The organism is Saccharibacillus sacchari DSM 19268, assembly GCF_000585395.1.
In the GTDB taxonomy this organism is placed as follows: domain Bacteria; phylum Bacillota; class Bacilli; order Paenibacillales; family Paenibacillaceae; genus Saccharibacillus; species Saccharibacillus sacchari.
In genome coordinates this window covers 684,332-710,928 of record NZ_KK073875.1, presented here as the reverse complement: position 1 = coordinate 710,928, position 26,597 = coordinate 684,332, and the positions used below count along the sequence as shown (strand labels likewise).

Genomic DNA, 26,597 nt, shown 5'->3' with positions numbered 1-26,597 from the left:
CGCATTCATGGCGACTATCGCAAACACGAACTCGAAATTCAACGTTCAGGCGGGCAGCTTGAACTTCACATTCTGGCCGAGCGGCGACCTGTACCAAGCGCTCGGCGGCAAAACGATGCTGAACCAACTGCTGTCGTCCCCGCTGGACGGCTCGCTCAATAATCTGTTCCTGCGGATTCATCGCGAGTCGGGCATTGATTCTTACCCGCTGCTCGGCATTCATTCGAACAGCAAAGTCAGCCAAAACGGCAAACGCGTCGTCTGGGAAGGCGAAGCAGGCGGCGTTGCGTATACCGTAACGTTTGCCGTAACCGAGCAGGATGTTTGGTTCTGGGACGTGCTTGCGCGCGGCGAAGGCGTCGATCTCGATATCGTGTACGGTCAAGACGTCGGCGATGCCGATCCGGGCGCGGTTCGCAGCAACGAGGCTTATCTGTCGCAATATATTGACCACGCCGTGTTCGAGGACGAGCATAAAGGCTACATCGTTTGCTCCCGTCAAAACCAACCGCAGGGCGGCGCATTCCCGTACATGCAGCAGGGTTCGCTTACGCGCGCAACCGGCTATTCGACCGACGGATTCCAGTTCTTCGGCAAATCGTACAAAGAAACGAACGTGCCGGAAGCTTTGACGCATAAACGTCTTGCCAGCGAAATCTACCAATACGAATTCGCCTATACGGCGCTTCAGTCGGAAGGTATGCCGCTCAGCGGCGAAAAGCGTTTCGTGTTCTACGGTTTATATCGCGCGGATCATCCGGAAGCAATCACGGAAGCCGAGTTCGGAACGGACATTCAGATTGCTTGGCACGAGTACGACAGATACGAAACCGACAAGCTGCTTCCGCTGCCGTCCGTATCGTTCAAACCGGAAATCGGCGAGCCGCTGCAAACGCTGGATCTGGCCGACGAAGAAGTGTACGCCCTTTTCCCGAACCGGTATGAAGAAGAGCGCGAGAACGGCAGGCTGCTCGCCTTCTTCACGGATACGTACGAGCATGTCGTGTTAAAAGAAAAAGAACGTCTCGTCGAGCGCCCTCACGGCCATATCCTGATGAGCGGCGGCAACGTGGAGTTCGGCGTGCCCGTCCTTGCATCGACCGCGTACATGTACGGCATTTTCAACTCGCAGCTCGTGCTGGGCAACACCAACTTCAACAAAATGATGAGCAATGCGCGCAATGCGCTTAACGTGCCGAAAACGGCGGGTCAGCGCATCTATATCGAGGTCGACGGCCAGTATCGTTTGCTTACGCTGCCGTCGCTGTTCGAGATCGGATTCAACTATGCGCGCTGGACGTACAAAACGGACAGCGACACGATCTTCGTGACGACTTCCACAACCGTGGACAGCCCGGAAGTGCGTATGCACGTCGCGTCGAAAAGCGGTCAAGCGTACCGTTATCTGGTGACGACGCAAGTGACGATGAACGTAAACGAATACGAATTCCCGCTGCATATGACTGAAGAAAACGGCAAACTCACGTTTACCGCGGATTCGGCTTCGCTGAGCGCAAATGCCTATCCGAACTTGGCTTACGTCATGAACGTCGAAGGTGCGGGCGTATCGGTCGGCGACGAGTCGGTGATTGCCAACGGCGTGAATTCGGGAGATGCTTCGCTGGTGGCGCTGACGCTCGATTCGAGCGCGGAGTGGACATTGACGATTCAAGGGCTGCTCGACGGAGCAAGCATTTCCCCGGCAAAACGTTCGCTGGACGAAGAAATCGCGGCTTACCGCGACTTCTACCAGGACGTGATGAACGGATTCCGTTTGTCCAAAGACGGCGACGCGACGCACGAAGACCTGTTCAAAGTCAATGCGCTCGCTTGGTGGTATACGCATAACATGCTCGTTCACTACTCCTCCCCGCACGGATTGGAGCAGTACGGCGGCGCGGCATGGGGAACTCGCGACGTTTGCCAGGGTCCGGTGGAGTATTTCATGGCGACGCAAAAATACGGCCAGGTCAAAGACATCCTCAAAACCGTTTATTCGCACCAATATGAAGACGACGGCGCTTGGCCGCAATGGTTCATGTTCGACAAATACTTCGCGATCCAGCAAGAGGAGAGCCACGGGGACATCATCGTTTGGCCGTTGAAAGTATTGGGCGACTATTTGAAAACGACTCGCGATTTCGGGATTTTGGAAGAAAAAGTACCGTATACGATCAAGCACGAATTCGGGTTTACCAAAGACGCGTATACCGTTCTGGATCATGCGAAAAAAGAAATTCAATATATCAAAAATAACTTCCTGCATCACACGTTCCTGTCTTCGTACGGCGACGGCGACTGGGACGATACACTTCAACCGGCCAACGCGCAGCTTAAGCAGTACATGGTGAGCAGCTGGACGGTCGCGCTGACGTATCAGACGGTCAACGTATTGTCGGGAGCGTTGCAAGATGCGGATTCGGCGTTCGCGGCCGAACTGGCAGGACTGGCCGAAGGCATCAAAGCCGACTTCAACCGTTACATGCTGAATACGGACGTTATTCCGGGATTCGTATACATGGAAGAAGCGGATCAACCGAAGCCGATGCTGCACCCGAGCGACAACGAAACGGGCATCAACTACCGCCTGCTGCCGATGACGCGCAGCATGATCGGAGAACTGTTGACGCCCGAACAGGCAAAATCGCACTATGAGCTGATCAAACGCGAATTCTTCTGCCCGGACGGCGTGCGTCTGATGAACCGTCCCGCGCAGTACGCGGGCGGCGTCAGCACGCACTTCAAACGCGCCGAGCAAGCTTCGAACTTCGGCCGCGAGATCGGCCTGCAATACGTGCACGCCCATATCCGCTACGTGGAAGCGATGGCGAAGCTGGGTCTGGCCGACGAGACGTGGAACGGCCTTGCGATCATCAACCCGGTCGGTATCCGCGATGTGGTGCCGAACGCGGAATTGCGCCAAAGCAACTCGTATTTCAGCAGCTCGGACGGCAAATTCAATAATCGGTACGATGCACAGGAACGCTTCGGCGAGCTGAAAAACGGCGAGGTTGCAGTCAAGGGCGGATGGAGAATCTATTCCAGCGGCCCCGGGATCTACATGAACCAGCTGATCGGCAACGTTCTCGGCATCCGTCAAGACGGCGGCGACCTGATCGTCGATCCGGTTCTTCCGGCATCGCTCGACGGTTTAAACCTGGACTTTAGCTATGACGGGATTCCGGCCACGTTCGTGTTCCGAATCGGTACAAGCGAGTCCGGATCCGTCAAACTGAACGGCCAACCGATCGGCGAAAAAGCGGGAGACAATCGTTACCGCGAAGGCGGAATTCGGATCGCTCGCACCGAATTCGAGGATTTGGCTGACAAAAATAGCAATAAAATTGAAATTTTCGTATAAAATTCACCAAAAAACACAAGGCGATCTTGACGGATCGCCTTTGTTGTCTGTTAGATGGGTATAAGAAGAAAAAGGCAACCAGACAGGGGAGCGAGTGGATTGGTAAGTATCAAGGATATCGCCAAGAAGGCGGGAGTATCGATTTCAACAGTATCTTATGCGTTAAACGGCAGCAGCAAGGTGACGGAAGAGACCAGTTCGCGCATTTTGGCCATTGCCGAGGAGCTGAATTACGTGCCGAATGCTGCGGCACGCACGCTGAAGAAGCGAGAATCCCGCATCATCGGCGTGTTCCTGACCGATTTCCGAGGCGACGTTTACGGCGATCTGTTGGACGGCGTCAAGGATGTGCTAAATCAGCAGGGTTACGATCTTATCGTCTGCAGCGGCGTGCAGTCGCATCGCATGCTGCCCGAGCGGATGATCGACGGAGCGATCATTCTCGACTCCGGTTTCGACAGCGAGGAAATTTTGCGTTACGCGGATCGCGGGCATCGGATCGTCGTGCTTGACCGCGAGTTGATTCATCCGAACATCAATCGGGTGCTGCTGGATAACCGCTCCGGCGCGGCCGCTGCCATGAATCATTTGATCGCGCAAGGCCATCGGAAGCTGTACGTGATCACGGGACCGGAAGATTCGTACGATTCCAATCAACGTCTGGCGGTAGTCCGCCAAATCGCGGCAGAACACCCGGACGTAGAATTGATCGAGATCGTCAGCAATTTCGAGAAAAAAGGCGGCGCCTTGGCCGCGCAGCAAATTATCGGCGAGTACCAAGAACCTGTAGCCGTATTTTGCCTGAATGATGAAATGGCGGTCGGAATTTGCAACGTGCTGGGCGAGACGGAGCTTCAAGTCGGCGAGCATGTCCACGTGATCGGCTTCGATAACATCGAACTGACCAAATACTTGCAGCCTCGTTTGGCGACGGTCGACTATTCCCGCGCCAAATGGGGCGCAACTGCGGCCGAGCATTTGCTGCGCATATTGGCAGGCGACCCGATCGAACACGAATTGATTCAGGTAAAGTTGATCGAAGGCGGGTCAGTGGGCAAGCAGCATGTTTCTGGAAACTCATCTAACTGAATGCAAATCGCGTTAAGCGTTTTCCCGCGGGAGAACGCTTTTTCTTTTTAGACCGGATAAGCGCTTGCCTGGCGTAATTTGAACCGTATACATGCGCTGTGCTTAAATGGAAGAGAAGTTAGTCGTTCGATTCGGAAAGGCAGGAGAGACGATGGAGTATACAATCATTGAAACAAAACAAGGAAAATTGCGCGGAGCTTCGGCAAACGGCGTTAAAAGCTGGAAAGGCGTGCCGTACGCGCAACCGCCGACCGGCGATTTGCGCTTCCGCGCTCCGAAGCCGCCTACGGAATGGGAGGGAGTTCGGGATGCGCTGTCTTTCGGCCCGATCGCTTTGCAGGCGCAGCCTCCGGAAGATTCGATCTTTGCCTCGCCGGGCGTCACGATGTCCGAGGATTGCCTGTACTTGAATGTGTGGGCACCCGAAAACGGAGGAGAAGGACTTCCTGTCATGGTATGGATTCACGGCGGGTCATTCGTATCGGGTTCTTCGAGTCTGCCGCTGTATGACGGAACGCAGCTTGCGCTGCGCGGCGGATGTGTGATTGTGTCGTTGAACTATCGTTTGGGACCGCTCGGATTTATGCACCTGTCGCCGCTTGGCGAAGGTTTTGATTCCAATGTGGGCCTGTCCGATCAGGCGCAGGCGCTGCAATGGGTGCAAAAAAATATTGCAGCATTCGGCGGAGACCCTGGCAATGTCACGTTATTCGGGGAATCGGCAGGATCGATGAGCATTGCTGCCGTGTTGGCCATGCCTGCGGCTAAAGGATTATTCCATAAAGCGATCATGCAAAGCGGCGGCGCGCAGTCCATGCCGTCCGTGCAAGCCGAAATCGTCGCCGCGGCATTCCTGCGTCGCCTGAGCGTGGACGGAGGCAATCTGGAACGGCTCAAGACGTTCGCGCCTGAGCAGCTGTTGCTCGCGGCGGCCGAAATGAGGGCGCAGGAAGGCGAAGAATGGCCCGCGCTGCCTTTCCAGCCGGTCGTCGAAGCGGCAACTTTGCCGGAAGAACCTTTATCGGCGATCTCTCACGGCGCGGCTGAAGGCGTTTCCTTGATCGTAGGCACGAACCATGACGAAGGCGATTTCTTTTTGCGGGACGAATCCCAGCTTGCTTCGCCGGACGAATTCGCGCATACGATTCGCGCGCTCACCGGCGTGCAGGAGGCCGGCGCTTGGACAAGCCGTTATCCGTTGACCGTGGAAGGGCAAGCCCGGGCAATGACGGAATTGTATTTCTGGCGTTCATCGCTTGCGTTTGCGGAAGCGCAAAGCAAGCATGCTCCGGTATGGATGTATCGCTTCGATTGGACGCTGCCGGGTCATCCGTTCTTCGGAAAGGCCGTGCATGCCGCAGAAATGCCGTTCGTGTTCGACAATCTCGCGCTATTGCGCAGAATAGGTGTGCGTGTCGAGCCTTCAGCGCAACATGTAGCTGATGCCATGCGAGGTGCCTGGCAGTCGTTTGCGGCTTCCGGAGATCCGTCCATACCTTCCCTTGTCTGGGCGCGCTACGAACCGGATACGCGGCACACGGCGATCTTCGATACGAATCCGCGGACGGAGAGCGACCCGGAGCGAGCGAAACGGGAAGAGTTGTTCGATTAATATGCGGCAGAACAATATTTTAGAGATCGAAGACAAACGCTGAAGATTCTTTTCTTCGAATTCGCTGCATTTCGCGTATCCAGGCGACGCGGAGGGTAAAGTTCTATGGGTCGATGCATAGGCGGATACGGCTTTTTCGTGTCGACATGCTCCAAATTTCCGCCTTTGTTTCGAATCCTATGGAAATGAATGTTTCAAAATGATATACTGGACAACAGGAGTCTTCACAATCCGTTTCCGGTAATGCCGGAAGCGACCGAGGAGGATATTAGAACATGGCTAACAATATCAAAATCGACGATCTGTCGATCGCAACCGTACGTACCCTTTCGATCGATGCGATCGAGAAAGCAAACTCCGGTCACCCGGGCATGCCGATGGGATCGGCACCGATGGGCTACCAACTTTTCGCTAAAACGATGAATCATAACCCGTCGAACCCGACTTGGGTAAACCGGGATCGCTTCGTATTGTCCGCCGGACACGGTTCGATGCTGCTTTACAGCTTGCTGCACCTGTCGGGCTACGATCTTCCTATGGAAGAAATCAAGCAGTTCCGTCAATGGGGAAGCAAAACGCCGGGTCACCCGGAATTCGGCCATACGGCCGGTGTTGACGCAACGACCGGACCGCTGGGTCAAGGCGTAGCGATGGCGGTCGGCATGGCGATTGCGGAAGCGCACACGGCTTCGGTATACAACAAAGGCGACTATAAACTGATCGATCACTATACTTACGCGATCTGCGGCGACGGCGACCTGATGGAAGGTGTTTCCCACGAAGCGGCTTCGATGGCCGGCCATATGCAGCTCGGCAAACTGATCATGCTGTACGATTCCAATGACATCACGCTGGACGGCGAAGCTTCCCTGTCGTTCTCCGAGAGCGTGCAAAAGCGCTTCGAAGGTTACGGCTGGCAAGTGCTGCGCGTCGAAGACGGCAACGATCTGGACGCGATTGCCAAAGCGATCGAAGACGCGAAGATCGACACGGGACGCCCTACGCTGATCGAAGTGAAAACGATCATCGGCTACGGCAGCCCGAACAAACAAGGCAAAGGCGGCCACGCGGGCCCGCACGGTTCCCCGCTGGGTTCCGACGAAGTGAAGCTGACCAAAGAATTCTACGAATGGGTTCATGAAGAAAACTTCTTCGTACCGGACGAAGTTCGCGAACATTTCGCCAAAGTGAAAGAAAAAGGCGAACTGACGAACAAAATCTGGGATGATCAATTCGAGAAATTCCAAAACGAAAACCCGGAATTGGCTGCTCAATTCCTGACTGCTTTCAACGCTGATCTTCCTGTAGGTTGGGATAAGGATCTGCCGAAGTACACGACTTCCGACAAAGATCTGTCGACTCGCGTAGCTTCCGGCAAAGCATTGAACGGCGTCGTGCAAAACGTGCCGCAACTGTTCGGTGGATCGGCCGACTTGGAAAGCTCGACGATGACGCACCTGAACGATGTCACGGTGTTCACGCCGCAGGATCGTGCAGGACGCAACATTTATTACGGCGTGCGCGAGTTCGGCATGGCGGGCGCCATGAACGGTATCGCCCTGCACGGCGGGATCAAAGTGTTCGGCGGTACGTTCTTCGTATTCACCGACTACCTGCGTCCGGCAATCCGTCTGGCTTCCCTGATGAAGCTGCCCGTGACTTACGTGCTGACGCACGACAGTATCGCGGTCGGCGAAGACGGCCCTACCCACGAGCCGATCGAGCAACTGGCTTCGATCCGCATCATTCCGGGTCTGACGGTGATCCGTCCGGCAGACGGCAACGAAACATCCGCTGCTTGGGCATACTCGCTGCAAAACAAAGAAAATCCGGTTGCGCTGGTGCTGACTCGTCAAAACCTGCCGATCCTGGAAGGAACGGTTGAAGGCGCATGGGAAGGCGTAGCACGCGGTGCTTATGTCGTATCCGATGCCAAAGACGGCAAACCGGCTGCACAAATCCTCGCAACGGGTTCCGAAGTTCAACTGGCTGTTAAAGCCCAAGCGAAGCTTGCCGAAGAAGGCATCCAGGTTCGCGTCATCAGCATGCCGAGCTGGGATCTGTTTGAGAAGCAAGACAAGGCGTACAAGGATTCCGTCCTGCTGCCTGACGTCAAAGCTCGCCTTGCCGTTGAAATGGCTAGTCCGTTCGGCTGGGAGCGTTACGTGGGCGACCAAGGCGCGATTCTGGGCATCGATACATTCGGCGCTTCCGCTCCAGGCGGTAAAGTGATGGAAGAATACGGCTTTACGCCGGATAACGTGGTAGCTAAAGTCAAAGCACTGCTTAACTAAATTTCTACGAAGGATTAGGCTTGTTGAACGGCTTTCGCAGCGCTCAACAAGCTTTGCCCTGCTTTTATTCGCCCCTGAGGCGTCCAAGCGAAAGTGAGCATCCGGTGATGGACTCCTGCTGGATGACGTCAGGGGTGTTTTTCTGCCTAAAGTGTGACCTGTCGCGCTTGTCAGTCCCCGCGAAATCCAGTATGCTGGTTCTGGATGTTTGACCATGCAAGGTGATTCAAGCAGCAAATTCAGAGGAGGCTTTTCCATTATGGCTAAAAATGTTCATTTCGATTACAGCAAAGCGCTCAGTTTCGTCGGGCAGCACGAAGTTGATTACTTCGCAGAGCCGATCAAGCTTGCTCACGAGCAGCTTCACAATAAAACAGGCGTAGGTTCCGACTACCTCGGCTGGATCGATCTTCCGAAAGCCTACGATAAAGAAGAATTCGCACGCATCAAGAAAGCCGCGGAAAAAATCCAAAGCGACTCCGAAGTGCTGATCGTAATCGGCATCGGCGGTTCGTACCTGGGTGCGCGCGCCGCGATCGAAATGTTGACGAACTCGTTCTACAACGTGCAAGACAAGTCGCAGCGCAAGACTCCGCAAGTCTTCTTCGCGGGTAACAGCATCAGCTCGACGTACCTGGCGCATCTGCTGCAACTGGTCGAAGGCAAAGACTTCTCCGTAAACGTCATTTCCAAATCCGGCACGACAACGGAACCTGCGATCGCTTTCCGTATCTTCCGCGCCGCTCTGGAGAAAAAATACGGCAAAGAAGAAGCTCGCAAGCGCATCTATGCCACAACGGATACCGCTCGCGGCGCCCTGAAAAAGCTGTCGACCGAAGAAGGCTACGAATCGTTCGTCATTCCGGATGATGTCGGCGGTCGTTACTCCGTGCTGACGGCTGTAGGTCTGCTGCCGATCGCAACGGCCGGCGTAGACATCGACGCAATGATGCAAGGCGCTGCCGACGCATCGGACGAATTCTCGAACCCGAACGTGGCCGAGAACCAAGCGTATCAGTACGCGGCTGTTCGTAACGCGTTGTATCGCAAAGGCAAAGGCACGGAAATCCTCGTGAACTATGAGCCGTCGCTGCACTTCGTATCGGAGTGGTGGAAACAACTCTTCGGCGAAAGCGAAGGCAAAGACTTCAAAGGCATCTACCCGTCCTCCGTCGATTTCTCGACCGATCTGCACTCCATGGGTCAATTCATCCAAGAAGGCAGCCGTAACATCTTCGAGACGGTGATCCAAGTGGAAAACGTATCCGAGCAAATCACGATCGAAGAAGACGCGGACGATCTGGACGGTCTGAACTTCCTGGCTGGAAAAACGATGGACTTCGTCAATAAAAAAGCGTTCCAAGGCACGATGCTGGCGCACACGGACGGTCAAGTGCCGAACCTGATCGTCAACATCAAAGACTTCAGCCCGTACACGTTCGGCTACCTGGTCTACTTCTTCGAGAAGGCTTGCGGCATCAGCGGCTACCTGCTGGGCGTCAATCCGTTCGACCAACCGGGCGTTGAAGCATACAAGAAAAACATGTTTGCGCTGCTGGGCAAGCCCGGCTTCGAAAAAGAAAAAGCGGAATTGGAATCGCGTCTGTCCGAATAATTCTGCGGAATAATTCTGACATGAATCTTTACGCCAACGTGAATTCCTGTTTTAATAAGAGAATAACCACCGGTTAATTCGCCGAACGGCGGATGACCGGACCAAACAGAAGAAAGCAGTTCACCCGTGTGCATCGCGTCTCTGGCGCGTTTGCGAGCACGGGGAACTGCTTTCTACTATAAGGAAAGGTTCGAAGAACTTTATGCTGGAACGGTACAAGACAGTCAGGCACGAGGGGAACAAAGAAATCGTCATCCGTAAATCGCGGTTTATCGGTCATATTCGTCCGGTCGAAACGGAAGAAGAGGCGATCGCGTTTATCGACGAAATCAAAAAAATTCATCGCGGCGCCACCCACAATTGTTCGGCTTACCTTCTTGGCGAACGTGATGAAATTCAAAGACAGTCCGACGACGGAGAACCAAGCGGTACGGCGGGCAAGCCTATTTTGGAAGTATTGAAGAACCGGGAACTGAAGAATGTAGCTGTTGTCGTCACCCGCTACTTCGGCGGCATCATGCTCGGTGCGGGCGGCCTGATTCGGGCTTATGCGGATGGAGCGGTAGCTGCGGTCGAAGCCGGCGACGAGATCCTTCGGGTGCTGCATACGCAGGTGTTTGTGACGATCGATTACACGTGGCACGGCAAACTGGAAAACGAGCTGCGCGGCCGAGACGTTCGTACAGGCGAAACCACGTTTACGGACAAAGTAACGCTGCTCTGCTTACCTCCGTTTGCAGACACCGATCGTTTTATTTCCTGGATCACCGATCTGACGCAAGGGCAGGCCGACATCGTGCAGGGAGATCCGGTTTATTACATCGAAGGGGAATAACGACTATGGCGAGAAGAGCAGTAGAGCAGGAACTGTCGCGCGAGCGAATCCTGGAAGCGGCGAGACACTTGTTCATCACCAAAGGATACCGTGCTATCTCCATGCGCAGTATCGGACAACATCTCGGTTACAGCCATGGTTCGCTCTACTATCATTTTAAAGAAAAAGCGGAGCTGTTTTACGCCATCGTCATCGAAGATTTCGGCTATTTGTCGAGCTGCCTGAACAGCGTGGTGAACGCGCCGGAGATGGAAGAATTCACGCGCACCGAGTTGTTGCTGCTGGAGTTCATTCGCTTCGGACTCGATCACCCGCATCAGTACGAGATCATGTTCATGACGCGCGACGAAGAGCTGCTGGCTTACTGCCGAAACGAACAGGGCCGATGTCTGGAGTTATTCGCATCCATTGTCCGCGGACATCTGGATCAAGAAGGGCAGCATACCGAAGAGTCATTGAAGAGCATCCCGCTCAGTCTCTTTTTGTCGGCGCACGGTTTTGTCTCTTACTACATTCAAGAAAAAGCTTCGTTCGATGAAATACGTCCGGCAGCTTTGGCGCATGTGCGCATTTTGTGCGAGAATCTGCATCTGCCCGCTTCACGGCGCTGAATGAGTGCTTAAAAGACGCGTTGATGCGTCGGTGCGAGAAACCATGTCTTTTAAGATGTGGTTTTTTGTATTGGATTGAACTTGCGTTTCTGTAGGTTGACAATGTGAGAAGCAGACTATAATATTTACATACCGACCGTTGGTATGTAAAAAAGGAGAAACTATGAGAAACAAATATCCGGAGCAGACGATCGAACATATTTTAAACGTGTCCGCAACGCTTTTTAGCAAGAAAGGATTTGAGAAAACAAGTATTCAGGATATTATCACGGAACTTGGATTATCGAAGGGCGCCGTGTATCATCATTTCAAGTCGAAAGATGATATTTTGGAAGCCGTGATGAGGAAGAGATTTGATTATGCCACTCGAAGAATGCAAGAGCTGATCGCCAACACGCAAGCTGCAAATTCCAAAGATCGATTAATCCGAATCCTGGAACAGATGGTAGCGGATCTCGAAATCCATACGATGGATCAGATTCTGGCTGCCCAAATCAAAAATCCGCAATTCGTTGTAGCCGGTATCAAAGAAAGCGTCCAAAAAGATGCGCGCACTATTGCTCAAATCATGATTGAAGGCAAAGCGGACGGCTCGATCACAACAGACTATCCGCTAGAGTGTGCAGAAGTGTTCATGTTGCTCGCGAATATTTGGGTTAACCCGATTTTATTTGAACGAACCCGCAGCGAAACGCTTAGCCGATTAACGTTTCTTCAACAGATGATGAAGGGAATGGGTGTGGATATTGTAAGCGATACTCTGATTGAAAAAATCATCCATCGATATGACTCAAATGAGCAGGAGTGATGAAGTGTTTGCCAACCCGAATATCGGATCTGTTTTGAAAAAGGAATCTGTTGAAGCTGAGATCAGTCAATTGTCCATCGATTGGACGGTTGGGCAGGTTAGAGTGATCCAAGGGGAAGGCGAAGCGATAAAAATCATTCAGTCGGGCAGTAGCAGGATTCCGGAAAGGAAGCTTTTTCGGCATCGGGTGGACGCAGGGAAATTATCGATTATCGACGGGAGAAAGCGCAGACCTTTTATCGGCTTGAATCTGCATCAAACCTCGATTCTCGTCTCGTTGCCTCGAAAAAAATTAAACGAGCTAGTCGTCATATGCACAGGCGGTCATTTGATCATCGAATGTATGGACGCAGGCCAAGCCCGCTGTACGATGACTTCCGGGCGCGCAGATTTAAGCGGAACGTACCAAAACCTTAATCTTCGCGCAGTGGGTGCGCACATCGCCGGAAAGCAATTGACTGTGAATCGACTGGAACTTGAATCTTCTTCATCCAAAGTGAGTCTTGAAGGAGCATTTTGCAAAGAAATTCGTTCACGCACAACGGGCCGGAGAGTATCGATTCAATCCGCTCTGGCTCCGAGCCGTATTCATTCGATCTCGACAGGCGCCAAAGTAGAATTATCCATTCCTGAAAATACAGGGTTCACACTAACGTCCAAAAAAATCTCCGGGGACATCCAGAGGCTGCTGAAAAACCCACTTCTCAGCGTCCGATTCAACTTTAGTTGAATCGGACGCTATTTTTGTTTATGTTGAAGGTATCCTAGGAAAGCGGGTGGTTGTCCATGCTTCCTCCAAAATCGAATCCCACGCCTCATTCAAGTCCGTATATGGCCTTGTACGATCTGGTCGTTCCTCCTACTCATCTCCTTCGTCAATTGCATGATCTGATCGACTTTTCCTTTGTCCGGGAAGAACTCGAAAGCCGATATTGCCTGGATAACGGACGTCTGGCTATCGATCCCATTCGCTTATTTAAGTACCTGCTTCTTAAAGCTCTTTTTCCGATGTCCGATTGGGATCTTGTCGAACGTTCCCGTTCCGACCTTGCGTACAAGTACTTTCTAGATATGGCTCCCGAAGAACAAGTGATGGATTCCAGCTCCCTTACCGTTTTTCGAAAACAGCGTCTTCAAGACGAAAAGCTCTTGGATCTGCTGATTGGCAAAACGGTGCAGCTGGCTCAGGAAAAGAATGTGCTCAAAAGCCGAACGATTATCGTCGACGCGACGCATACGAAAGCGCACTTTAACCAAAAAAAGCCGGAAGAACTTTTACATAACCAAGCCAAAAAACTTCGCAAAACCCTGTACGGATTCGACGCCTCCCTTCGGGAAAAGATGCCGAAGAAGCCGGAAAAGAGCACATTGGAAAACGAATTGGCCTACTGTGAAACGTTGATTCAAAAGGTGTCCGCTTGGGAAGGGTGGACGGAAATTCCGGCCGTTAGTGAATCGCTGCGGCTCCTGCAAGAAATGGTAAACGACGACCAGGAACAGCTGCGCTTTTCAGCCGATCCCGATGCGAAAGTGGGACACAAGAGCGCAGACTCCGCCTTTTTCGGCTACAAAACGCATCTGGCGATGAGCGAAGAGCGTTTGATTACAGCGGCGGTGGTAACCACAGGTGAAAAAAATGACGGCAAACAGCTTCAAGAGTTGATTCAAAAAAGCCGGATAGCCGGAATGGAAGTTGAAACGGTCGTCGGCGACATGGCGTATTCGGAAAAAGACAATTTGATCGCCGCGAGTCAGGAGCCCAAATTCCAGCTGGTTTCTCGATTAAATCCGTCCGTGACGCAAGGCAGTCGAGTGAAAGAAGACGAGTTTGAGTTTAACAAAGATGCGGGGATGTACGTATGCAAAGCCGGACATTTAGCGATTCGAAAAGCCAGACAAGGAAAGAAAAACCAGGGAAAGAACCAGCAGGATACGTATTATTTCGAAGTCGAGACGTGCCAAGTCTGTCCGTTTAAAGCGGGATGTTACAAGGAAGGCGCGAAAAGCAAGACGTACTCCGTGACGATTAAAAGCGGCGAACACGAGGCGCAAATCGCCTTTCAAGACACTGAAGAATTTCGAGAAAAAGCGAAGGAACGGTACAAGATTGAAGCCAAAAATAGCGAATTAAAGAACCGACACGGGTACGATGTCTCGTCGTACTCGGGTCTAAAAGGCATGCAGATCCAAGGCGCGATGGCGATCTTTGCAGTGAATATGAAGCGAATTCTGAAGCTGATGGAGGAACAAAAGAACGAAACGAAGTAAAAAAGAAGCACGACCCGGTCCAAAACCTGACCGGATCGTGCTTGGCGTACACTTTTTCTTGAACGTAAGGACTTTTTCAGCAGCCTCGGACATCCAAACCCGCTTTTTGTTGAACAATCAAACCGAGCATAGCTATAAAGACGGGAGAAACGGCTACTTCGCTGAAGTGCGCGGAGGATCTTTCGTGCTTCAAAAAAACGCCGCCGATCAAGCTTCCGCAAGGCTTGAACAGTAGCGTTTTTTCGTCTATCCCTGCATAATCTTCACCTTGAACGTTCGAGAACGAGGCCCGTCAAACTCACAAAAGTAAACGCCCTGCCAAGTTCCCAACACCAACCGTCCGCCATCGATAATAATCGTCTGCGAAGATCCGCAAGTAATCGCTTTGAGATGCGCAGCCGTGTTGCCTTCCGCATGCCGATACTTCGGATGCTCCCACGGATATACCTTATCGAGAATCATCAAAATATCCTTTTTCACATCCGGATCCGCATTCTCGTTAATCGCAATCCCGGCCGTCGTATGCGGACAATACACCATCACAATCCCGTTCTCAACCCCGCTCTGCCGCACCACCTCCCGTACCTGCGGCGTAATGTCCACAATCTCGTCCCGTTTCGACGTCGACAATTTTAGCGTATGTAGCATATTTTCCTCCCGATTTTTGTGATTTTTTTCTTTGTTGCTCCTTTCTTTATATTACCCACCCACCTCCCCGATTCCCCCAGCCGGGAGCGTATTTCGAACCGAAGCGCAGGTCGAAACACGCTCCCGGCGCCGCGCAATCGTTCCCCCACCATTTATTCCGTTTTGAAAAAAAGCATATTGACGCTGTTCGTTAACCCTGATACATTATGCAGTAAGTTAAACCGACTAGACTAATGGGAATAATGCGATGAGACTTCCGGCGAAAATAACGCAAACGTTATCCTTCGTGCAAGTCTCCAAATTGGAGGAAGATCCGGTGCAAACGTCATGGCTGCGTCACAAAGGTTGGACCTACGGTTTTCGCACGACGGTCCTGTTGTATTTCGTTGTATTGATTGTCCTTCCGATCGCGGGCGTTTACGTTTATGCTTTCACCGACGGCTGGGCGCCGTTTTGGGAAAGCATCTCCGACCCGATCGCCTGGAAAGCAGTGCTGCTTACGCTCAAGCTGGCGCTGATCGCGACCGTCATCAACGTGCTGATCGGAACAATGATCGCCTGGGTGCTGGTGCGTTACCGCTTTTACGGGCGAACGGTACTCAACAGCCTGGTGGATCTGCCGTTCGCGCTGCCGACCGCGGTAGGCGGATTGATGATCCTGCTGCTGCTCGGGCCGAATAGCTGGGTAGGTGGGATCGCGGAAAAGCTCGGTTTCGATATCGTGTTCCATCAGCCGGCCATCGTGATCGCGATGGTGTTCGTCACGTTTCCGTTCGTGATCCGCGCGATCCAGCCGCTGCTCGAAGAGATGGACGCGTCCGCCGAAGAAGCTTCGTACACGCTGGGGGCATCGCGTGCGGCGACCTTTTTCCGGGTCATTCTGCCGCAGATTGCGCCGGGTATCGCCGGAGGCGCGATGCTGGCCTTCTCCCGTGCGTTGGCGGAGTTCGGCGCAGTCGTGCTGGTCGCAGGCAATATTCCGGCCAAAACGCTCACTGCCTCCGTTTTCATTTACGGCGAAGTCGAGAGCGACAACAATCTGGGCGCGGCTGCCGTATCGGTATTGCTGCTGACCTTATCGCTTCTCATTCTTTGGTTCATTAACCGGGTACAGCGGCGGGGAGGGAGAGCATAACGAATGAAAAAATTATGGATTATCCTCACTTATCTCGTATTCGCGATCCTGCTCGTTGCTCCGCTGGTCAAAATGACGCAAAGCGCGTTCGCTGACGGTTGGTCGGGCTTCGTCGAATCGATCAGCCGGCCGGAAGCGCTGCACGCCTTGATGATGACCGGTTTGGTCGTACTGTGCGTCACCGTGCTGAACGGGGTGTTCGGCATCATGACGGCGCTGTATCTCGTGCGCGGAAAATGGCTCGGCCGCAGACTTCGCAGCGTCATGAACAGCATCGTTGATCTGCCGTACGCCGTGTCTCCCGTCATCGGCGGTCTCATGATCGTGCTGCTGGTGGGACCGGATACGGCAATCGGAGCCTTTTTCGAAAAAATCGGAGTCAATATCGTCTATGCGTTCCCGGGAATGGTCATCGCGACGCTGTTCGTAACGTTCCCGCTGATGGTGCGCGAGATCATGCCGGTGCTCGAAGAGATCGGCGACGATCAGGAGCAGGCTTCCGCGACGCTCGGCGCTTACGGGTGGACGACGTTCCGCCGCGTGACCTGGCCGTCGATCCGCTGGGGCGTGGCTTACGGGGCGGTACTGACCATAGCGCGCTCGATGGGCGAATTCGGAGCGGTGCTCGTCGTATCGGGCAATATCATCAACCGAACGCAGACCGCGACAACCCTTGTGTATCAGGACGTGGAAAACTTCAACATCGCGGCAGCAGGCGGGATTGCGCTGGTATTGGCTGCGTTCTCGGCGGGATTGCTGTTGTTGATGGAATGGACGAAGAAGAGAAGGGAAGTGCACTGATATGCAGCATGTGGAGGTCCGCGGACTTGATAAACATTTCGGCAGTTTCCATGCGGTAAAAGACGTCTCGTTCAATATTCAAAAAGGACATCTGATCGGCCTGCTCGGCCCGAGCGGCGGCGGCAAAACATCGATTCTGCGCATGCTGGCTGGACTGGAAAGTCCGGATGCCGGCGAGATTCTTTTTCACGGCAAACGGGTGAACGAGCTGCCGCCGCAGGAGCGGGGTATCGGATTCGTTTTCCAAAATTACGCATTGTTCAAGCATATGACAGTATTCGAAAATATCGCGTACGGCTTGAAAGTCCAAAAAACGCCGAAAGCGCAAGTGCGCGAACGCGTCATGGAACTGGTCGAGCTGACCGGGTTAAAAGGCTTTGAACAGCGTTATCCGCAGCAGTTGTCCGGCGGTCAGCGTCAGCGCGTGGCCTTTGCCCGAGCGCTTGCGCCGGAGCCGCAATTGCTGCTGCTCGACGAACCGTTCGCGGCGATCGACGCCAAAATTCGGCAGGAGCTTCGTTCATGGCTGCGGGAATTGATCGAGCGCGTGGGCATCACGTCGATTTTCGTCACGCACGACCAGGACGAAGCGATCGAGGTAGCCGACGAGATCATGGTCATCAGTCAGGGACAAGTCGAGCAGAAAGGCACGCCGTGGGATATCTACAAAGAACCGGCTACGCCGTTCGTGGCTTCGTTTATCGGGGAATCGACTCAAGTGGAGCACGCGGTGAAACTGCACGGATTCGATCGCGCTGCCGAAACGGCGGGGACAAGAGCGCTGATTCGTCCGGAATACGTAGAGGTTGGGCGTCCGATCGAGTTCCCGTTGCTCTCCGCTACCGAAGAAGGCGTCGTGCAGCATCTGCATTTTCGCGGGAGCCAGTGGCTGGTCGAGGTGCAAGTCGGCGATCAAAAATTGATTACGTACCGTTCGCTCGAAAAAGAGCCTTTGCAAGTCGGTGATCCGGTTCGCGTGATGGTGCATCGTGCTTATTTGTATAACGAACAACGCAGCTGGATCGCGGAAAACCGCTTCAAAGTCGATCCGATGTCCATGATGATCTGATTGCGGCAGCAACTCATTAGGCGAGGGTGTGAAAAGATGCAACACGGATACGAATATGGCGAAAAGGCCGAGAAGCGACGATTGGGCAAGTTCAAGCGTTGGCCGGCCGTCGCGGCTTCTTTGGCCTTGCTCGGTTCCCTGCTGGCCGGTTGCAGCTCGGGCGAAAGCACGGCGGAAAGCGCCGGAGGAACGGCTCAGCAGGGCGACGTGACGTTGGTCATCGGCGCCTACAGCGTGGTCAAAGATTCGGTGCAGGACATCATCCCGCTTTTTCAGAAAAAGTGGAAAGAAGAAACCGGCCAAACCGTGACTTTCGAGGAATCATACGAAGCGTCGGGCACTCAAGCCAGGGCGATCGTCGGAGGCTTTGAAGCCGACGTGACGCTGCTGTCGCTTGAAGGCGATATCGACAAGTTGACCAAAGCCGGATTGGTCAACGAGAATTGGAAAGAAAAGCCCGAAGGCGGAATGATTACCCGTTCGGTCGCCGTGATCGGCACGCGCGAAGGCAATCCGCTTGGTATCAAAAGCTTTGCGGATCTGGCGAAGCCGGGCGTCAAAGTGCTTTATCCGAATCCGAAAACGTCGGGCGGCGCGCAATGGGATATCAACGCGATTTACGGAGCCGGCCTGAAAGAATCGGAACGGGAAACGGGAGAAAAAGACCCTGCATTCGCTAAAAAATTTCTGGAATCCGTACACGCCAATATCGAGTCTTTGGATAAAAGCGGACGCGCGTCGATGGCGGCGTTCGAATACGGCGTAGGCGACGCGCTTGTCACTTATGAGAACGAGTTGGTCGCGCGGATCAAACAGGGCGCCAAGTATGAAGTCGTCGTGCCGGACGACACGATCCTGATCGAAAATCCGGCCGCTGTCGTCGATGCCAACGTGGACAAACACGGCACCCGCGAAGTCGCGGAAGCGTTTCTGGATTTCCTGTGGTCGGCGGAAGCCCAACAAGTTTTCGCGGAAAACGGATTCCGACCGACTGATCCGGCTGTCTATGCGAAGTTTGAACAGGACTATCCCGTTCCGCCGGGGTTGTTCGACATCAAATATTTGGGCGGTTGGAACGAAGTTCGAGAAACGCTTTATTCGAAACGGGGAATATGGTATCAGGTGTTGGCGGGGATCTGAACGGGGGGCGCGGCGCGGTGATTTCGACTTTCGCTTATGCTCGTTTTCCTGGCGGAAAGCCGAAAGTCGCTCAATTCGAAATCACCGCGCCGTGTTCGATCGTCCGCGTTTTTTTTAGGGAAGGGAAAAGAGAGTAGTAGTTGTCCTATTTTTTTAATTTGAATGAGGTATAAGCAGATACGATTCTACAACCGTATGTTAAACGATATTTTAAAAACGTCGGGTTTGCACTTATACTGCAAATCCGACGTTTTTTGTATCTTTAACTTACTGAATTTTTTTTAGTACCCAAAAAACGTCCTATACTTTTTCAGAACAAACCACCGGAGGCGGATGGAGAAATTCAGTGAGCGACGCCTTTGAACGCGGAAAGCGTAAGCTTTCTGCGTGAGACAGCGTCGCGAACGAATTTTTCCCGCAGCCCTTTTGTTCGTTCAACGAATAGGATCTTAAAAGATCGCGAACTTTTTTACAGAGGAGAATTTGGGTTATAATTTGAAGAATATCAGACAGCATGCAACGGAAAGGTGAGAGCAATGGCGGAAGACGAATTGGTTTTTTGGGGGACGGGAGACGCGATGGGGGTTCCTCGGGTGTATTGCGAGTGCATCGTATGCGAGGAGGCGAGAACAACCGGAGTTAATCGGCGGCTGCGTTCGTTAGTGTCGGTAGAAGACGGGGAACGGCGGTTTTTGATCGACTGCGGTCCGGATTGGCGGGTGCAGATGGAGGCCGGAAGCATTCGGACGGTGGATACGATCTTGGTCACGCATCCGCATTTCGATCATATCGGCGGGCTGCCCGAGTGGGCGGATCAATGTCGTTGGACGGGAACGCAAGGCAAACTTTACGCTCCCGGCGAAGTGTTGGAAGCGATTGCGGAGCGATATCCGTGGCTGGAGCGCAATTTGGAGCTGATCCGGGTCGAGCCCGGGTTGATGCTGGGCGGCTGGTCGATTGCAGGTTGGAGGGTCAATCACGGCAAGAACGGGTATTCGTATGCATATAGGTTAGAAAAAGAAACCTTCTCCTGGGTGTACTGTCCCGACTCGATCGGGCTGTCCGCAGAGGAGATTCAGCCTATGCGAAGCGCCGATCTGCTGGTGCTTGGAACGAGCTTCGTCCAAGAAGACGCAGAATATTCGACGCGTTCGGTATACGATATGCGCGAAGCGGCAGAGTTATTGCAGGAAGTTCGGCCGAAGCAGACCATTTATACCCATATGTCGCATGACGTCGACCTGAATCGATTATCCGATCTTCCCGAGCGCGTATCGGCAGCCAGAACCGGACTTCGCGTAAAGTTGGGAACATGAAACAGCAACTCAATTCGATTGACGGAGGGATATGAACATGACCGAATACGAAAAGAAGAATCCGCACAACAGTGATCCTTTGGAAGAAAGACTCGATCCGACGGAAGACGATCCTACCAACCTCAGAGACGACAGCTCCATGCATCCTACGCATGCCGAAGAAGAAACGCCTCTCGGCGAACGACCGGACTTCCATGAAGGCACGACGCCGGGAAAAGTCGATCCCCGCATGGCGGAAGCGGCTTCAGCTTTCAAAAAGGAGCATGACGAAGAAGACGCAAGCCGGAAACCGTTCGATCGGCCGACCGAAGATACGGAGTAAGCGGGATGGGCAAAGACGAACAAGAGCGGCCTGACGCCCATATCGGTACGACGATCGGAGAAGTGGACCCGCGCATGGCCGGCCGATCAAGGGATTCCCAATTCGAAGCGGCTCTTTCTTCTGCTTCATCAAAAGACCCGTGGGTAAACGAAGCCTGGGAACATATGCTGCAAAAGACGCAAAAGTTGGCCGAGCGAATCGGAGCTTCCTTCCCGCACGCGGCGCCGAACGGTCGTTACGATCAAGAGTCGCCCGGTTGGTGGACCGCCGGATTTTGGCCGGGCATTCTGCGCCTGATCGAACAGGATAGGGCGGACGAACGGCTGAGCCGAATTGCCGATGAATGCGAGCGGCAGTTGGAGCAGGTGCTGCGCGATCCGGAACAGGTCGATCATGATCTCGGTTTTTTATGGCTGCCGACAGGCGTCGCCAATTACAAATTGAACGCCGATCGCGAATCGCGCCGTCGCGGGCTGCTGGCTGCGAATTTGCTTCTGGCACGCTTCAATGTTCAAGGCCATTATATCCGTGCCTGGAACTTTGAAGGACGAAATATGGACACGCGCGGCGTTGCGATTATCGACTGCATGATGAACCTGCCGCTGCTGTATTGGGCGTCGGAAGAAACGAATGATCCGCGCTTCAAACAAGTCGCGATGCTGCATGCGGATATGGTGCTGAAGTATTTTGTGCGGCATGATCATTCCGTTTGCCATGCTATCGAATTCGATCCGGAGACGGGGATGAAGCTGAAGGAGCATGGCGGTCAGGGCTTTGCGGAAGGATCGGCTTGGGCACGCGGTACCGCTTGGGCGCTGCACGGGTTTGCTCTTTCTTACGGCTATACGGGAAAGCCTCAGTATTTGGCGGCTGCCGAAGGCATCGCTGACTTCTTCTTGGAGCAGCTCGGTCAGGATATCGTTCCCGTTTGGGATTTCCGCGCGACGAAAGACCATCGCGTCGCTTGGGATTCGTCCGCAGCGGCCATTGCGGCAAGCGGCTTGTTGGAGCTGGCACGTCATTCGTCCCGCGGAGCTTTTTTCCGGGAGAGCGCGTCCAGCTTGCTGCACGGTTTGCATCAGAACTTCTCAACGCCGGATCACGAAGAGGGTCTGTTGGTGAAAGGCACGGTGCATTACCCGGAGCGCCGCCACCTGAACGTTCCGATTATTTATGGCGATTATTTCTTTGCGGAGGCATTGGCGAAGCTTCGCGGATACCCGGGACTCTTTGAGAAGACGGAGTAGGGTGGAAGTGTCGGCGGTCTGTATGCGGGTAAGTATTCGTACATGCAGCTTTTGGACGTTGAGAAGAAGTAAGGCTGCGTGGCATGAACGGGCATTTGAATAAGGAAGGGGAGAAGAGGCCATGTGGTTAATTAACCCTGCCGAAGCATTTCCCGATCCGTTGTTTCGTTTAATCTGGATAGCTGAGCTGCTCATTTTGCTGGCTCTGATCGCCGCAGCGATGCGTTTCTCGCGCCGGGCTTGGATCAGCTGCGGAGTATTGCTCGCGGTCGGCCTTTTGGCCACTTTACCGGGATGGATCTATCAGTTATTCAATCCCGATTATATCGGAGCGATGATCGATATTCCGTTACTGGTGATGTTCCCGTTGATGGCCGTAAGTCTGGGCTGGGCCATTGTGGCTTGGGCAATGCGTTTGTACGGTGGACGAAAAGGCAAAAGCAGTTCCGTGTCCTCGTAATGCGGGCGTTGTTGATCGGGATGAGCGATATGGAATAGATGAATCGAGTCCGGAAGCCTAATCGCTTTCGGGCTTTTTTTGCATAAATATGTACCTCTGATTTGTACGAATATGGTAAGCTGGTACGTTAGAGGAAGATCGCGAGCATACATAATAGAGGAGATGAAACAGAATGACGAAAGACCGAAAAGCAACGTACGCGTTGTATTCAAGGAGTGGGAAAAATCTGAAAACAACACGGGGGCTTGCACTGTTATTGAGCTTGATTCTCGTGTTGTCCGCTGTTGCGTTCTGGCCTGCCGCGCAGGCGGAAGCGGCAGGCGCGACGATCGATGCGACTAAGCTGAAATCGATCAGCCGTTTGTATTTTCCGATGCGGGATGAAAAAAAGCAGTTATATACGCTATACCTGTTCGCAACCGACGAGAAAAAAACGGTAACGACGCAGAACGAAGCCTGGGCCGGAGCGAACGCAGGAGATGTCATTTATTCCGGCACGTACCGAGCGGCATTGTTGAAAAACGGGCAAAAGACGGGAACCGTGCAAAATATCAACCTGAACTTCTATTCGTTCAACGCCACTCGCAATGAAAGCTTCCGGTTGCCGGGAGACGGCAAGAATCGGCCGGATCTGCTGTTTCTGTCCGAAGCCGCAAGCTCCAACGTAAACCTGATCCAAGGATTCGCGATTACCGGAGGAATATTGCATTCTCTCGGTGTTACCGACGGCAACGGCAGCATTTGGGGCAAGGAAATTGCGGCTGCTCCGAAAAACGCGATGAGGGGATTAAACGGCGATCGGATTCAGACACGGGTTTACGACAATTCTTCGGGCCGTTACCGGTTCGATATCTATAAGCTGGATCTCAAGCAATTGAAGCTGCGGCACGTCGACGATTTGTATGCGCCGTCCAATGCCTGGCCGACCGGACAGGGTGCGCATGCGCTGCTTGATTCGATCAAGCAGTCCGCCTTAAAGCACGTGCTGCACGGCCAACCCCAGGTAAAGATCGGCATGACGGAAAAACAAGTCCGTTCGATCATGGGCAGTCCCAAAAAAGTCGAAAACGGTGAATGGGGCGGTTATTTCGGTTACGGAAACTTGTGGGTCGGCTTTAACGATTACATGTATCAAGGCAAAATTCCTGCCCATGCACGGGTCGGAGAGCTGACTACCCAGTTGAACGGAACGTTCATGCGAACTCATCAAGTGAAAGAATGGCTGGGAACCCCGCAAGAAGAATACGAGGATGAATTGGAAGGCGGTTACGTGATGATCTACCACTGGAAAAGCGCTTTGCTCGTGTTCCGCTACGAATACGACGGGGAACCGATTCATTCGTTCAGCATTTATTGAAAACATGCCCTAGACAGTTGAGAATCGTCAGAAACGAAAAAAAGCCCGGAAGCATATCGCTTCCGGGCTTTGTCAGGTCTATTTATTCAGCACGAATTTATCGATCACGACTTTCACGCCGTCTTCGTTGTTGCTTGCGGAAATGAAATCGGCGATCGCTTTCAGCGGCTCGATCGCATTGCCCATCGCTACGCCGAGACCTGCGGCTTCCAGCATCTCGTGGTCGTTCCACGAGTCGCCGATCGCGATGCATTCTTCCAACGTGCAGCCGAAGTAGTCGGCCAGGAAAGCCAAAGCATGTCCTTTCGTGCCTTCATGGTGCATGATTTCGAGGAAATGCGGCTTCGACTTCGTGATATGCACCTGGTCGCCGAGCAATTCGTGCAGCTTCGGTGCCAATTCGTCCAGGAACGCCGGATCGTCGATGATCAGCATTTTCGGCGTCGGCTGCGAGAACAGCTTCTCGAAATCAGGTTCCAAGTAGAATTGCGTATTGTTCAACTGGGCGTAAGCGACCAGCTTTTCGTTTTCTTCGCGCGCGTACAGCTTGTCGTCGATATACGTTTGCAAATGAAGATTGTTTTCCAGGCAGTATTTGCCCAGTTTGAGCGCGGCTTCGACCGGAACGTGACGTTCCAGCAGCACTTTGCCGTCTAGCAGGTTTTTCACCAATGCGCCTTGATACGTGATGATCGGCACATTCAATCCGGTCTGAGCGGCAAGCTGCTTCGCGGAAGCGTAAGCGCGTCCGGTTGCCAGCGTCACCACAACGCCTGCTTCGACCGCTTGCTCCAGAGCGGCTTGAGTCGCGGGCGTCACCTGTTTGTCGTCGTTAATCAGCGTGTCGTCGATGTCGATTGCAATCAATTTGTAAGTCATGGTTTCTCTCCTGTTTCGATCTGTATTTTTTTAGTCTTCCAAGAACACCAGTCCGATAAAGTCTTCCGTCTCGATGTTGCCGAAATAATGTTTCAGGTTCACGCCTTCAAGCGCGGCGCGGATTTCGGATTCCTCGTAGCGCTTGCCGCGAAGCAGATCCGACACTTCGGACGCATCGCCCACGCCGAAGAAATCGCCGAAGATCGTGATGTCCTCGATATGGCCGTTTTTCACGTCCATGCGCAGATCGATAATGCCTACCGGGAATTTTTTCGCGTGCTTGACGTTATATTCCGGCGACTGGCCGTAGTTCCAATCCCAATTCCGGTAGCGTTCTTCCGAAATCTCATGGATCTTTTTCCAATCCTCTTCGGTCAGCACGTATTGCGGGACTTCATTCGGCTCAACTTTGAAAATATGGCGCAGGATGTTGTCCTTGAACTCCTGCATCGTCAGCTTCTCGTTCATGAACTCCGAGATGTTGGCAACGCGGCTGCGGACCGATTTCGTGCTTTTGGACTTGAATTTCTCCGGGTTCGCTTTCAATGCCGAATGCACGTTGTCCAGCTCGGAGTCGAACATGAGCGTGCCGTGGCTGAACATGCGTCCGCGCGTGGAAAACTGGGCGTTGCCCGAGATTTTCTTTTCCCCGACTTGAAGATCGTTACGGCCGGACAGCTCGGCTTCGACGCCCAGCTCGCGCAGCGCTTCGGTCATCGGCAGCGTGAACTTGCGGAAATTGTGGAACGACTGGCCGTCATCTTGGGTCAGGAAACTGAAGTTCAGGTTGCCCAGATCGTGATAGACCGCGCCGCCGCCGGACAAACGACGCACGACGTGGATCCCGTTTTCTTTTACGTACTCCGCATTGATCTCTTCGACCGTGTTCTGATGCTTGCCGATGATGATCGACGGTTCGTTGATGTAGAACAGCAAGTAGCTGTCGCCGTCCATCGGTAGATGACGCAGCACGAATTCTTCGATGGCCAGGTTGATCCGCGGATCGTTAATGCCCTGATTGTCGATAAAAAGCATGGTATGGCCTCCCGTTTTGACAGAGTGGTAAGCGTTCGGTGTACATACTGATTCGCCTCTATCATTGTAAACCATACAAATCGGGGAAGACCAGTACCGGAGAAAGATTACGGGGCGGAAAACCGGACTTTTTTATGCGTGTTGCAGAGTTATGCCGGAAATTTGGATGTTATTGGTTTGAGACGACGCAAGAGGGTAATACATAACTATCTTCACCCAACACCAATAGGCGACGGACGCGAGAAGCGGACAGCGCATAGGAGGTTGAACACATCATGGACGAAAAAGCCAAAGCACTGCTTGACCGGAAAAAGGAAAGCGAGCATGGCGGACAGTTGAGAAATTTTGTGGAGAACCAGGTGGAAGGAACGGGAAAAACGGTTCCGGAAGGAATCGAAGCCACCAAGGACCAAATGCTCGATCAGCAAAACAGGCTCAAAGATACTCAAAATATGCGCAAGTAGCAACATGGAGCGGACGCTGTGACCCGATTTTAATCTTTTGAACAAAAACCGTTTTGCGGGACTCCGAAAAGAAGGAGAGGCGCAAAGCGGTTTTTTATGTGGTTTACGCCCAGTTATCCATATTGTGCGCGTGCCGGCAATCCTCTATAATCGGGGGACGAGGTTCCGATAAACGGACCTTCACGATTTCATAGATGTACAGCTGTCGAGGTCCCAAGCGGCTGAACCGAA

The 26,597-nt window shown here is 53.2% G+C and carries 23 protein-coding genes; 20 read left to right on the top strand and 3 right to left on the bottom strand.

Features of this window, described 5'->3' with window-relative positions; genetic code table 11:
* Window positions 1-7: 7 nt before the first annotated feature.
* From SACSAC_RS03170 to SACSAC_RS03125, 10 genes are all read left to right on the top strand, one after another.
* Window positions 8-3,361, top strand: coding sequence for a GH36-type glycosyl hydrolase domain-containing protein (locus tag SACSAC_RS03170; protein ID WP_037283411.1), 3,354 nt, complete (start codon window positions 8-10; stop codon window positions 3,359-3,361).
* A 99-nt stretch (window positions 3,362-3,460) separates the two neighbouring features.
* Complete coding sequence (locus SACSAC_RS03165; protein ID WP_037283410.1) at window positions 3,461-4,450, top strand: LacI family DNA-binding transcriptional regulator; 990 nt, start codon at window positions 3,461-3,463, stop codon at window positions 4,448-4,450.
* Between the two features lie 151 nt (window positions 4,451-4,601).
* Complete coding sequence (locus SACSAC_RS03160; protein ID WP_037283409.1) at window positions 4,602-6,062, top strand: carboxylesterase/lipase family protein; 1,461 nt, start codon at window positions 4,602-4,604, stop codon at window positions 6,060-6,062.
* A gap of 275 nt (window positions 6,063-6,337) precedes the next feature.
* Entirely contained in the window at window positions 6,338-8,356 is a 2,019-nt protein-coding gene (gene tkt / locus SACSAC_RS03155; RefSeq protein ID WP_037283407.1) for a transketolase, read from the top strand.
* Between the two features lie 259 nt (window positions 8,357-8,615).
* The gene (locus SACSAC_RS03150) at window positions 8,616-9,971 is read left to right on the top strand and encodes a glucose-6-phosphate isomerase (RefSeq protein ID WP_037283405.1); all 1,356 of its coding nucleotides are present in this window, start codon (window positions 8,616-8,618) and stop codon (window positions 9,969-9,971) included.
* Window positions 9,972-10,173: 202 nt separating this feature from the next.
* The gene (locus SACSAC_RS03145) at window positions 10,174-10,806 is read left to right on the top strand and encodes a YigZ family protein (RefSeq protein WP_037283403.1); all 633 of its coding nucleotides are present in this window, start codon (window positions 10,174-10,176) and stop codon (window positions 10,804-10,806) included.
* Window positions 10,807-10,811: 5 nt separating this feature from the next.
* Window positions 10,812-11,417 carry a TetR/AcrR family transcriptional regulator gene (locus SACSAC_RS03140; protein WP_037283401.1) on the top strand — a complete coding sequence of 202 codons (606 nt, stop codon included), beginning with the start codon at window positions 10,812-10,814 and terminating at the stop codon, window positions 11,415-11,417.
* Between the two features lie 208 nt (window positions 11,418-11,625).
* Complete coding sequence (locus tag SACSAC_RS03135; RefSeq protein ID WP_342666439.1) at window positions 11,626-12,225, top strand: TetR/AcrR family transcriptional regulator; 600 nt, start codon at window positions 11,626-11,628, stop codon at window positions 12,223-12,225.
* On the top strand, window positions 12,182-12,955 hold the full coding sequence (locus SACSAC_RS03130) for a DUF4097 family beta strand repeat-containing protein (protein WP_156950930.1): 774 nt from the start codon (window positions 12,182-12,184) through the stop codon (window positions 12,953-12,955). Before SACSAC_RS03135 ends, SACSAC_RS03130 begins: the two co-directional genes overlap by 44 nt.
* A gap of 56 nt (window positions 12,956-13,011) precedes the next feature.
* Window positions 13,012-14,493: an IS1182 family transposase gene (locus SACSAC_RS03125; protein ID WP_037291892.1), complete on the top strand. Its 1,482-nt coding sequence runs from the start codon at window positions 13,012-13,014 to the stop codon at window positions 14,491-14,493.
* A 246-nt stretch (window positions 14,494-14,739) separates the two neighbouring features.
* Here SACSAC_RS03125 and SACSAC_RS03120 read toward each other — a convergent pair whose 3' ends face one another.
* Window positions 14,740-15,141, bottom strand: a complete 402-nt coding sequence (locus SACSAC_RS03120) for a secondary thiamine-phosphate synthase enzyme YjbQ (RefSeq protein WP_037283393.1) — start codon at window positions 15,139-15,141, stop codon at window positions 14,740-14,742.
* A 301-nt stretch (window positions 15,142-15,442) separates the two neighbouring features.
* Between SACSAC_RS03120 and cysT the strand changes: the two genes are divergently transcribed.
* From cysT to SACSAC_RS03075, 9 genes are all read left to right on the top strand, one after another.
* Window positions 15,443-16,276 (top strand): sulfate ABC transporter permease subunit CysT, encoded by an 834-nt coding sequence (gene cysT, locus SACSAC_RS03115; RefSeq protein ID WP_084778388.1) that lies wholly within the window; start codon window positions 15,443-15,445, stop codon window positions 16,274-16,276.
* 3 nt (window positions 16,277-16,279) lie between these two features.
* Window positions 16,280-17,077 carry a sulfate ABC transporter permease subunit gene (locus SACSAC_RS03110; protein ID WP_037283390.1) on the top strand — a complete coding sequence of 266 codons (798 nt, stop codon included), beginning with the start codon at window positions 16,280-16,282 and terminating at the stop codon, window positions 17,075-17,077.
* 1 nt (window position 17,078) lies between these two features.
* On the top strand, window positions 17,079-18,146 hold the full coding sequence (locus SACSAC_RS03105) for an ABC transporter ATP-binding protein (RefSeq protein WP_037283387.1): 1,068 nt from the start codon (window positions 17,079-17,081) through the stop codon (window positions 18,144-18,146).
* Between the two features lie 36 nt (window positions 18,147-18,182).
* Window positions 18,183-19,286 carry a sulfate ABC transporter substrate-binding protein gene (locus SACSAC_RS03100; RefSeq protein ID WP_084777890.1) on the top strand — a complete coding sequence of 368 codons (1,104 nt, stop codon included), beginning with the start codon at window positions 18,183-18,185 and terminating at the stop codon, window positions 19,284-19,286.
* A 536-nt stretch (window positions 19,287-19,822) separates the two neighbouring features.
* Window positions 19,823-20,602: an MBL fold metallo-hydrolase gene (locus tag SACSAC_RS03095; protein WP_037283384.1), complete on the top strand. Its 780-nt coding sequence runs from the start codon at window positions 19,823-19,825 to the stop codon at window positions 20,600-20,602.
* A gap of 37 nt (window positions 20,603-20,639) precedes the next feature.
* Window positions 20,640-20,924, top strand: a complete 285-nt coding sequence (locus SACSAC_RS03090) for a hypothetical protein (RefSeq protein WP_037283382.1) — start codon at window positions 20,640-20,642, stop codon at window positions 20,922-20,924.
* 164 nt (window positions 20,925-21,088) lie between these two features.
* Window positions 21,089-22,171: a glycoside hydrolase family 88 protein gene (locus SACSAC_RS03085; protein WP_245608718.1), complete on the top strand. Its 1,083-nt coding sequence runs from the start codon at window positions 21,089-21,091 to the stop codon at window positions 22,169-22,171.
* A gap of 121 nt (window positions 22,172-22,292) precedes the next feature.
* Entirely contained in the window at window positions 22,293-22,631 is a 339-nt protein-coding gene (locus SACSAC_RS03080) for a hypothetical protein (RefSeq protein ID WP_037283380.1), read from the top strand.
* A 172-nt stretch (window positions 22,632-22,803) separates the two neighbouring features.
* Window positions 22,804-23,988, top strand: a complete 1,185-nt coding sequence (locus SACSAC_RS03075; protein WP_037283377.1) for a hypothetical protein — start codon at window positions 22,804-22,806, stop codon at window positions 23,986-23,988.
* Window positions 23,989-24,066: 78 nt separating this feature from the next.
* On the opposite strand, the gene SACSAC_RS03070 is transcribed toward SACSAC_RS03075, so the two are convergent.
* Both SACSAC_RS03070 and lplA read right to left on the bottom strand, forming a co-directional pair.
* On the bottom strand, window positions 24,067-24,867 hold the full coding sequence (locus SACSAC_RS03070; protein ID WP_037283375.1) for a Cof-type HAD-IIB family hydrolase: 801 nt from the start codon (window positions 24,865-24,867) through the stop codon (window positions 24,067-24,069).
* Between the two features lie 30 nt (window positions 24,868-24,897).
* Window positions 24,898-25,902, bottom strand: coding sequence for a lipoate--protein ligase (gene lplA / locus SACSAC_RS03065; RefSeq protein WP_037283374.1), 1,005 nt, complete (start codon window positions 25,900-25,902; stop codon window positions 24,898-24,900).
* Between the two features lie 275 nt (window positions 25,903-26,177).
* On the opposite strand from lplA, the gene SACSAC_RS03060 reads away from it, so the two are divergent.
* Window positions 26,178-26,366: a hypothetical protein gene (locus tag SACSAC_RS03060; protein ID WP_037283371.1), complete on the top strand. Its 189-nt coding sequence runs from the start codon at window positions 26,178-26,180 to the stop codon at window positions 26,364-26,366.
* Window positions 26,367-26,597 lie beyond the last annotated feature (231 nt).

Coding starts and splice junctions, on each gene's coding strand:
- SACSAC_RS03170 (WP_037283411.1), top strand. CDS start 8: ATGGCGACTATCGCAAACACGAACTCGAAATTCAACGTTCAGGCGGGC.
- SACSAC_RS03160 (WP_037283409.1), top strand. CDS start 4,602: ATGGAGTATACAATCATTGAAACAAAACAAGGAAAATTGCGCGGAGCT.
- tkt (WP_037283407.1), top strand. CDS start 6,338: ATGGCTAACAATATCAAAATCGACGATCTGTCGATCGCAACCGTACGT.
- SACSAC_RS03150 (WP_037283405.1), top strand. CDS start 8,616: ATGGCTAAAAATGTTCATTTCGATTACAGCAAAGCGCTCAGTTTCGTC.
- SACSAC_RS03145 (WP_037283403.1), top strand. CDS start 10,174: ATGCTGGAACGGTACAAGACAGTCAGGCACGAGGGGAACAAAGAAATC.
- SACSAC_RS03140 (WP_037283401.1), top strand. CDS start 10,812: ATGGCGAGAAGAGCAGTAGAGCAGGAACTGTCGCGCGAGCGAATCCTG.
- SACSAC_RS03125 (WP_037291892.1), top strand. CDS start 13,012: ATGCTTCCTCCAAAATCGAATCCCACGCCTCATTCAAGTCCGTATATG.
- SACSAC_RS03120 (WP_037283393.1), bottom strand. CDS start 15,141: ATGCTACATACGCTAAAATTGTCGACGTCGAAACGGGACGAGATTGTG.
- SACSAC_RS03110 (WP_037283390.1), top strand. CDS start 16,280: ATGAAAAAATTATGGATTATCCTCACTTATCTCGTATTCGCGATCCTG.
- SACSAC_RS03105 (WP_037283387.1), top strand. CDS start 17,079: ATGCAGCATGTGGAGGTCCGCGGACTTGATAAACATTTCGGCAGTTTC.
- SACSAC_RS03100 (WP_084777890.1), top strand. CDS start 18,183: ATGCAACACGGATACGAATATGGCGAAAAGGCCGAGAAGCGACGATTG.
- SACSAC_RS03095 (WP_037283384.1), top strand. CDS start 19,823: ATGGCGGAAGACGAATTGGTTTTTTGGGGGACGGGAGACGCGATGGGG.
- SACSAC_RS03090 (WP_037283382.1), top strand. CDS start 20,640: ATGACCGAATACGAAAAGAAGAATCCGCACAACAGTGATCCTTTGGAA.
- SACSAC_RS03085 (WP_245608718.1), top strand. CDS start 21,089: ATGCTGCAAAAGACGCAAAAGTTGGCCGAGCGAATCGGAGCTTCCTTC.
- SACSAC_RS03080 (WP_037283380.1), top strand. CDS start 22,293: ATGTGGTTAATTAACCCTGCCGAAGCATTTCCCGATCCGTTGTTTCGT.
- SACSAC_RS03075 (WP_037283377.1), top strand. CDS start 22,804: ATGACGAAAGACCGAAAAGCAACGTACGCGTTGTATTCAAGGAGTGGG.
- SACSAC_RS03070 (WP_037283375.1), bottom strand. CDS start 24,867: ATGACTTACAAATTGATTGCAATCGACATCGACGACACGCTGATTAAC.
- lplA (WP_037283374.1), bottom strand. CDS start 25,902: ATGCTTTTTATCGACAATCAGGGCATTAACGATCCGCGGATCAACCTG.
- SACSAC_RS03060 (WP_037283371.1), top strand. CDS start 26,178: ATGGACGAAAAAGCCAAAGCACTGCTTGACCGGAAAAAGGAAAGCGAG.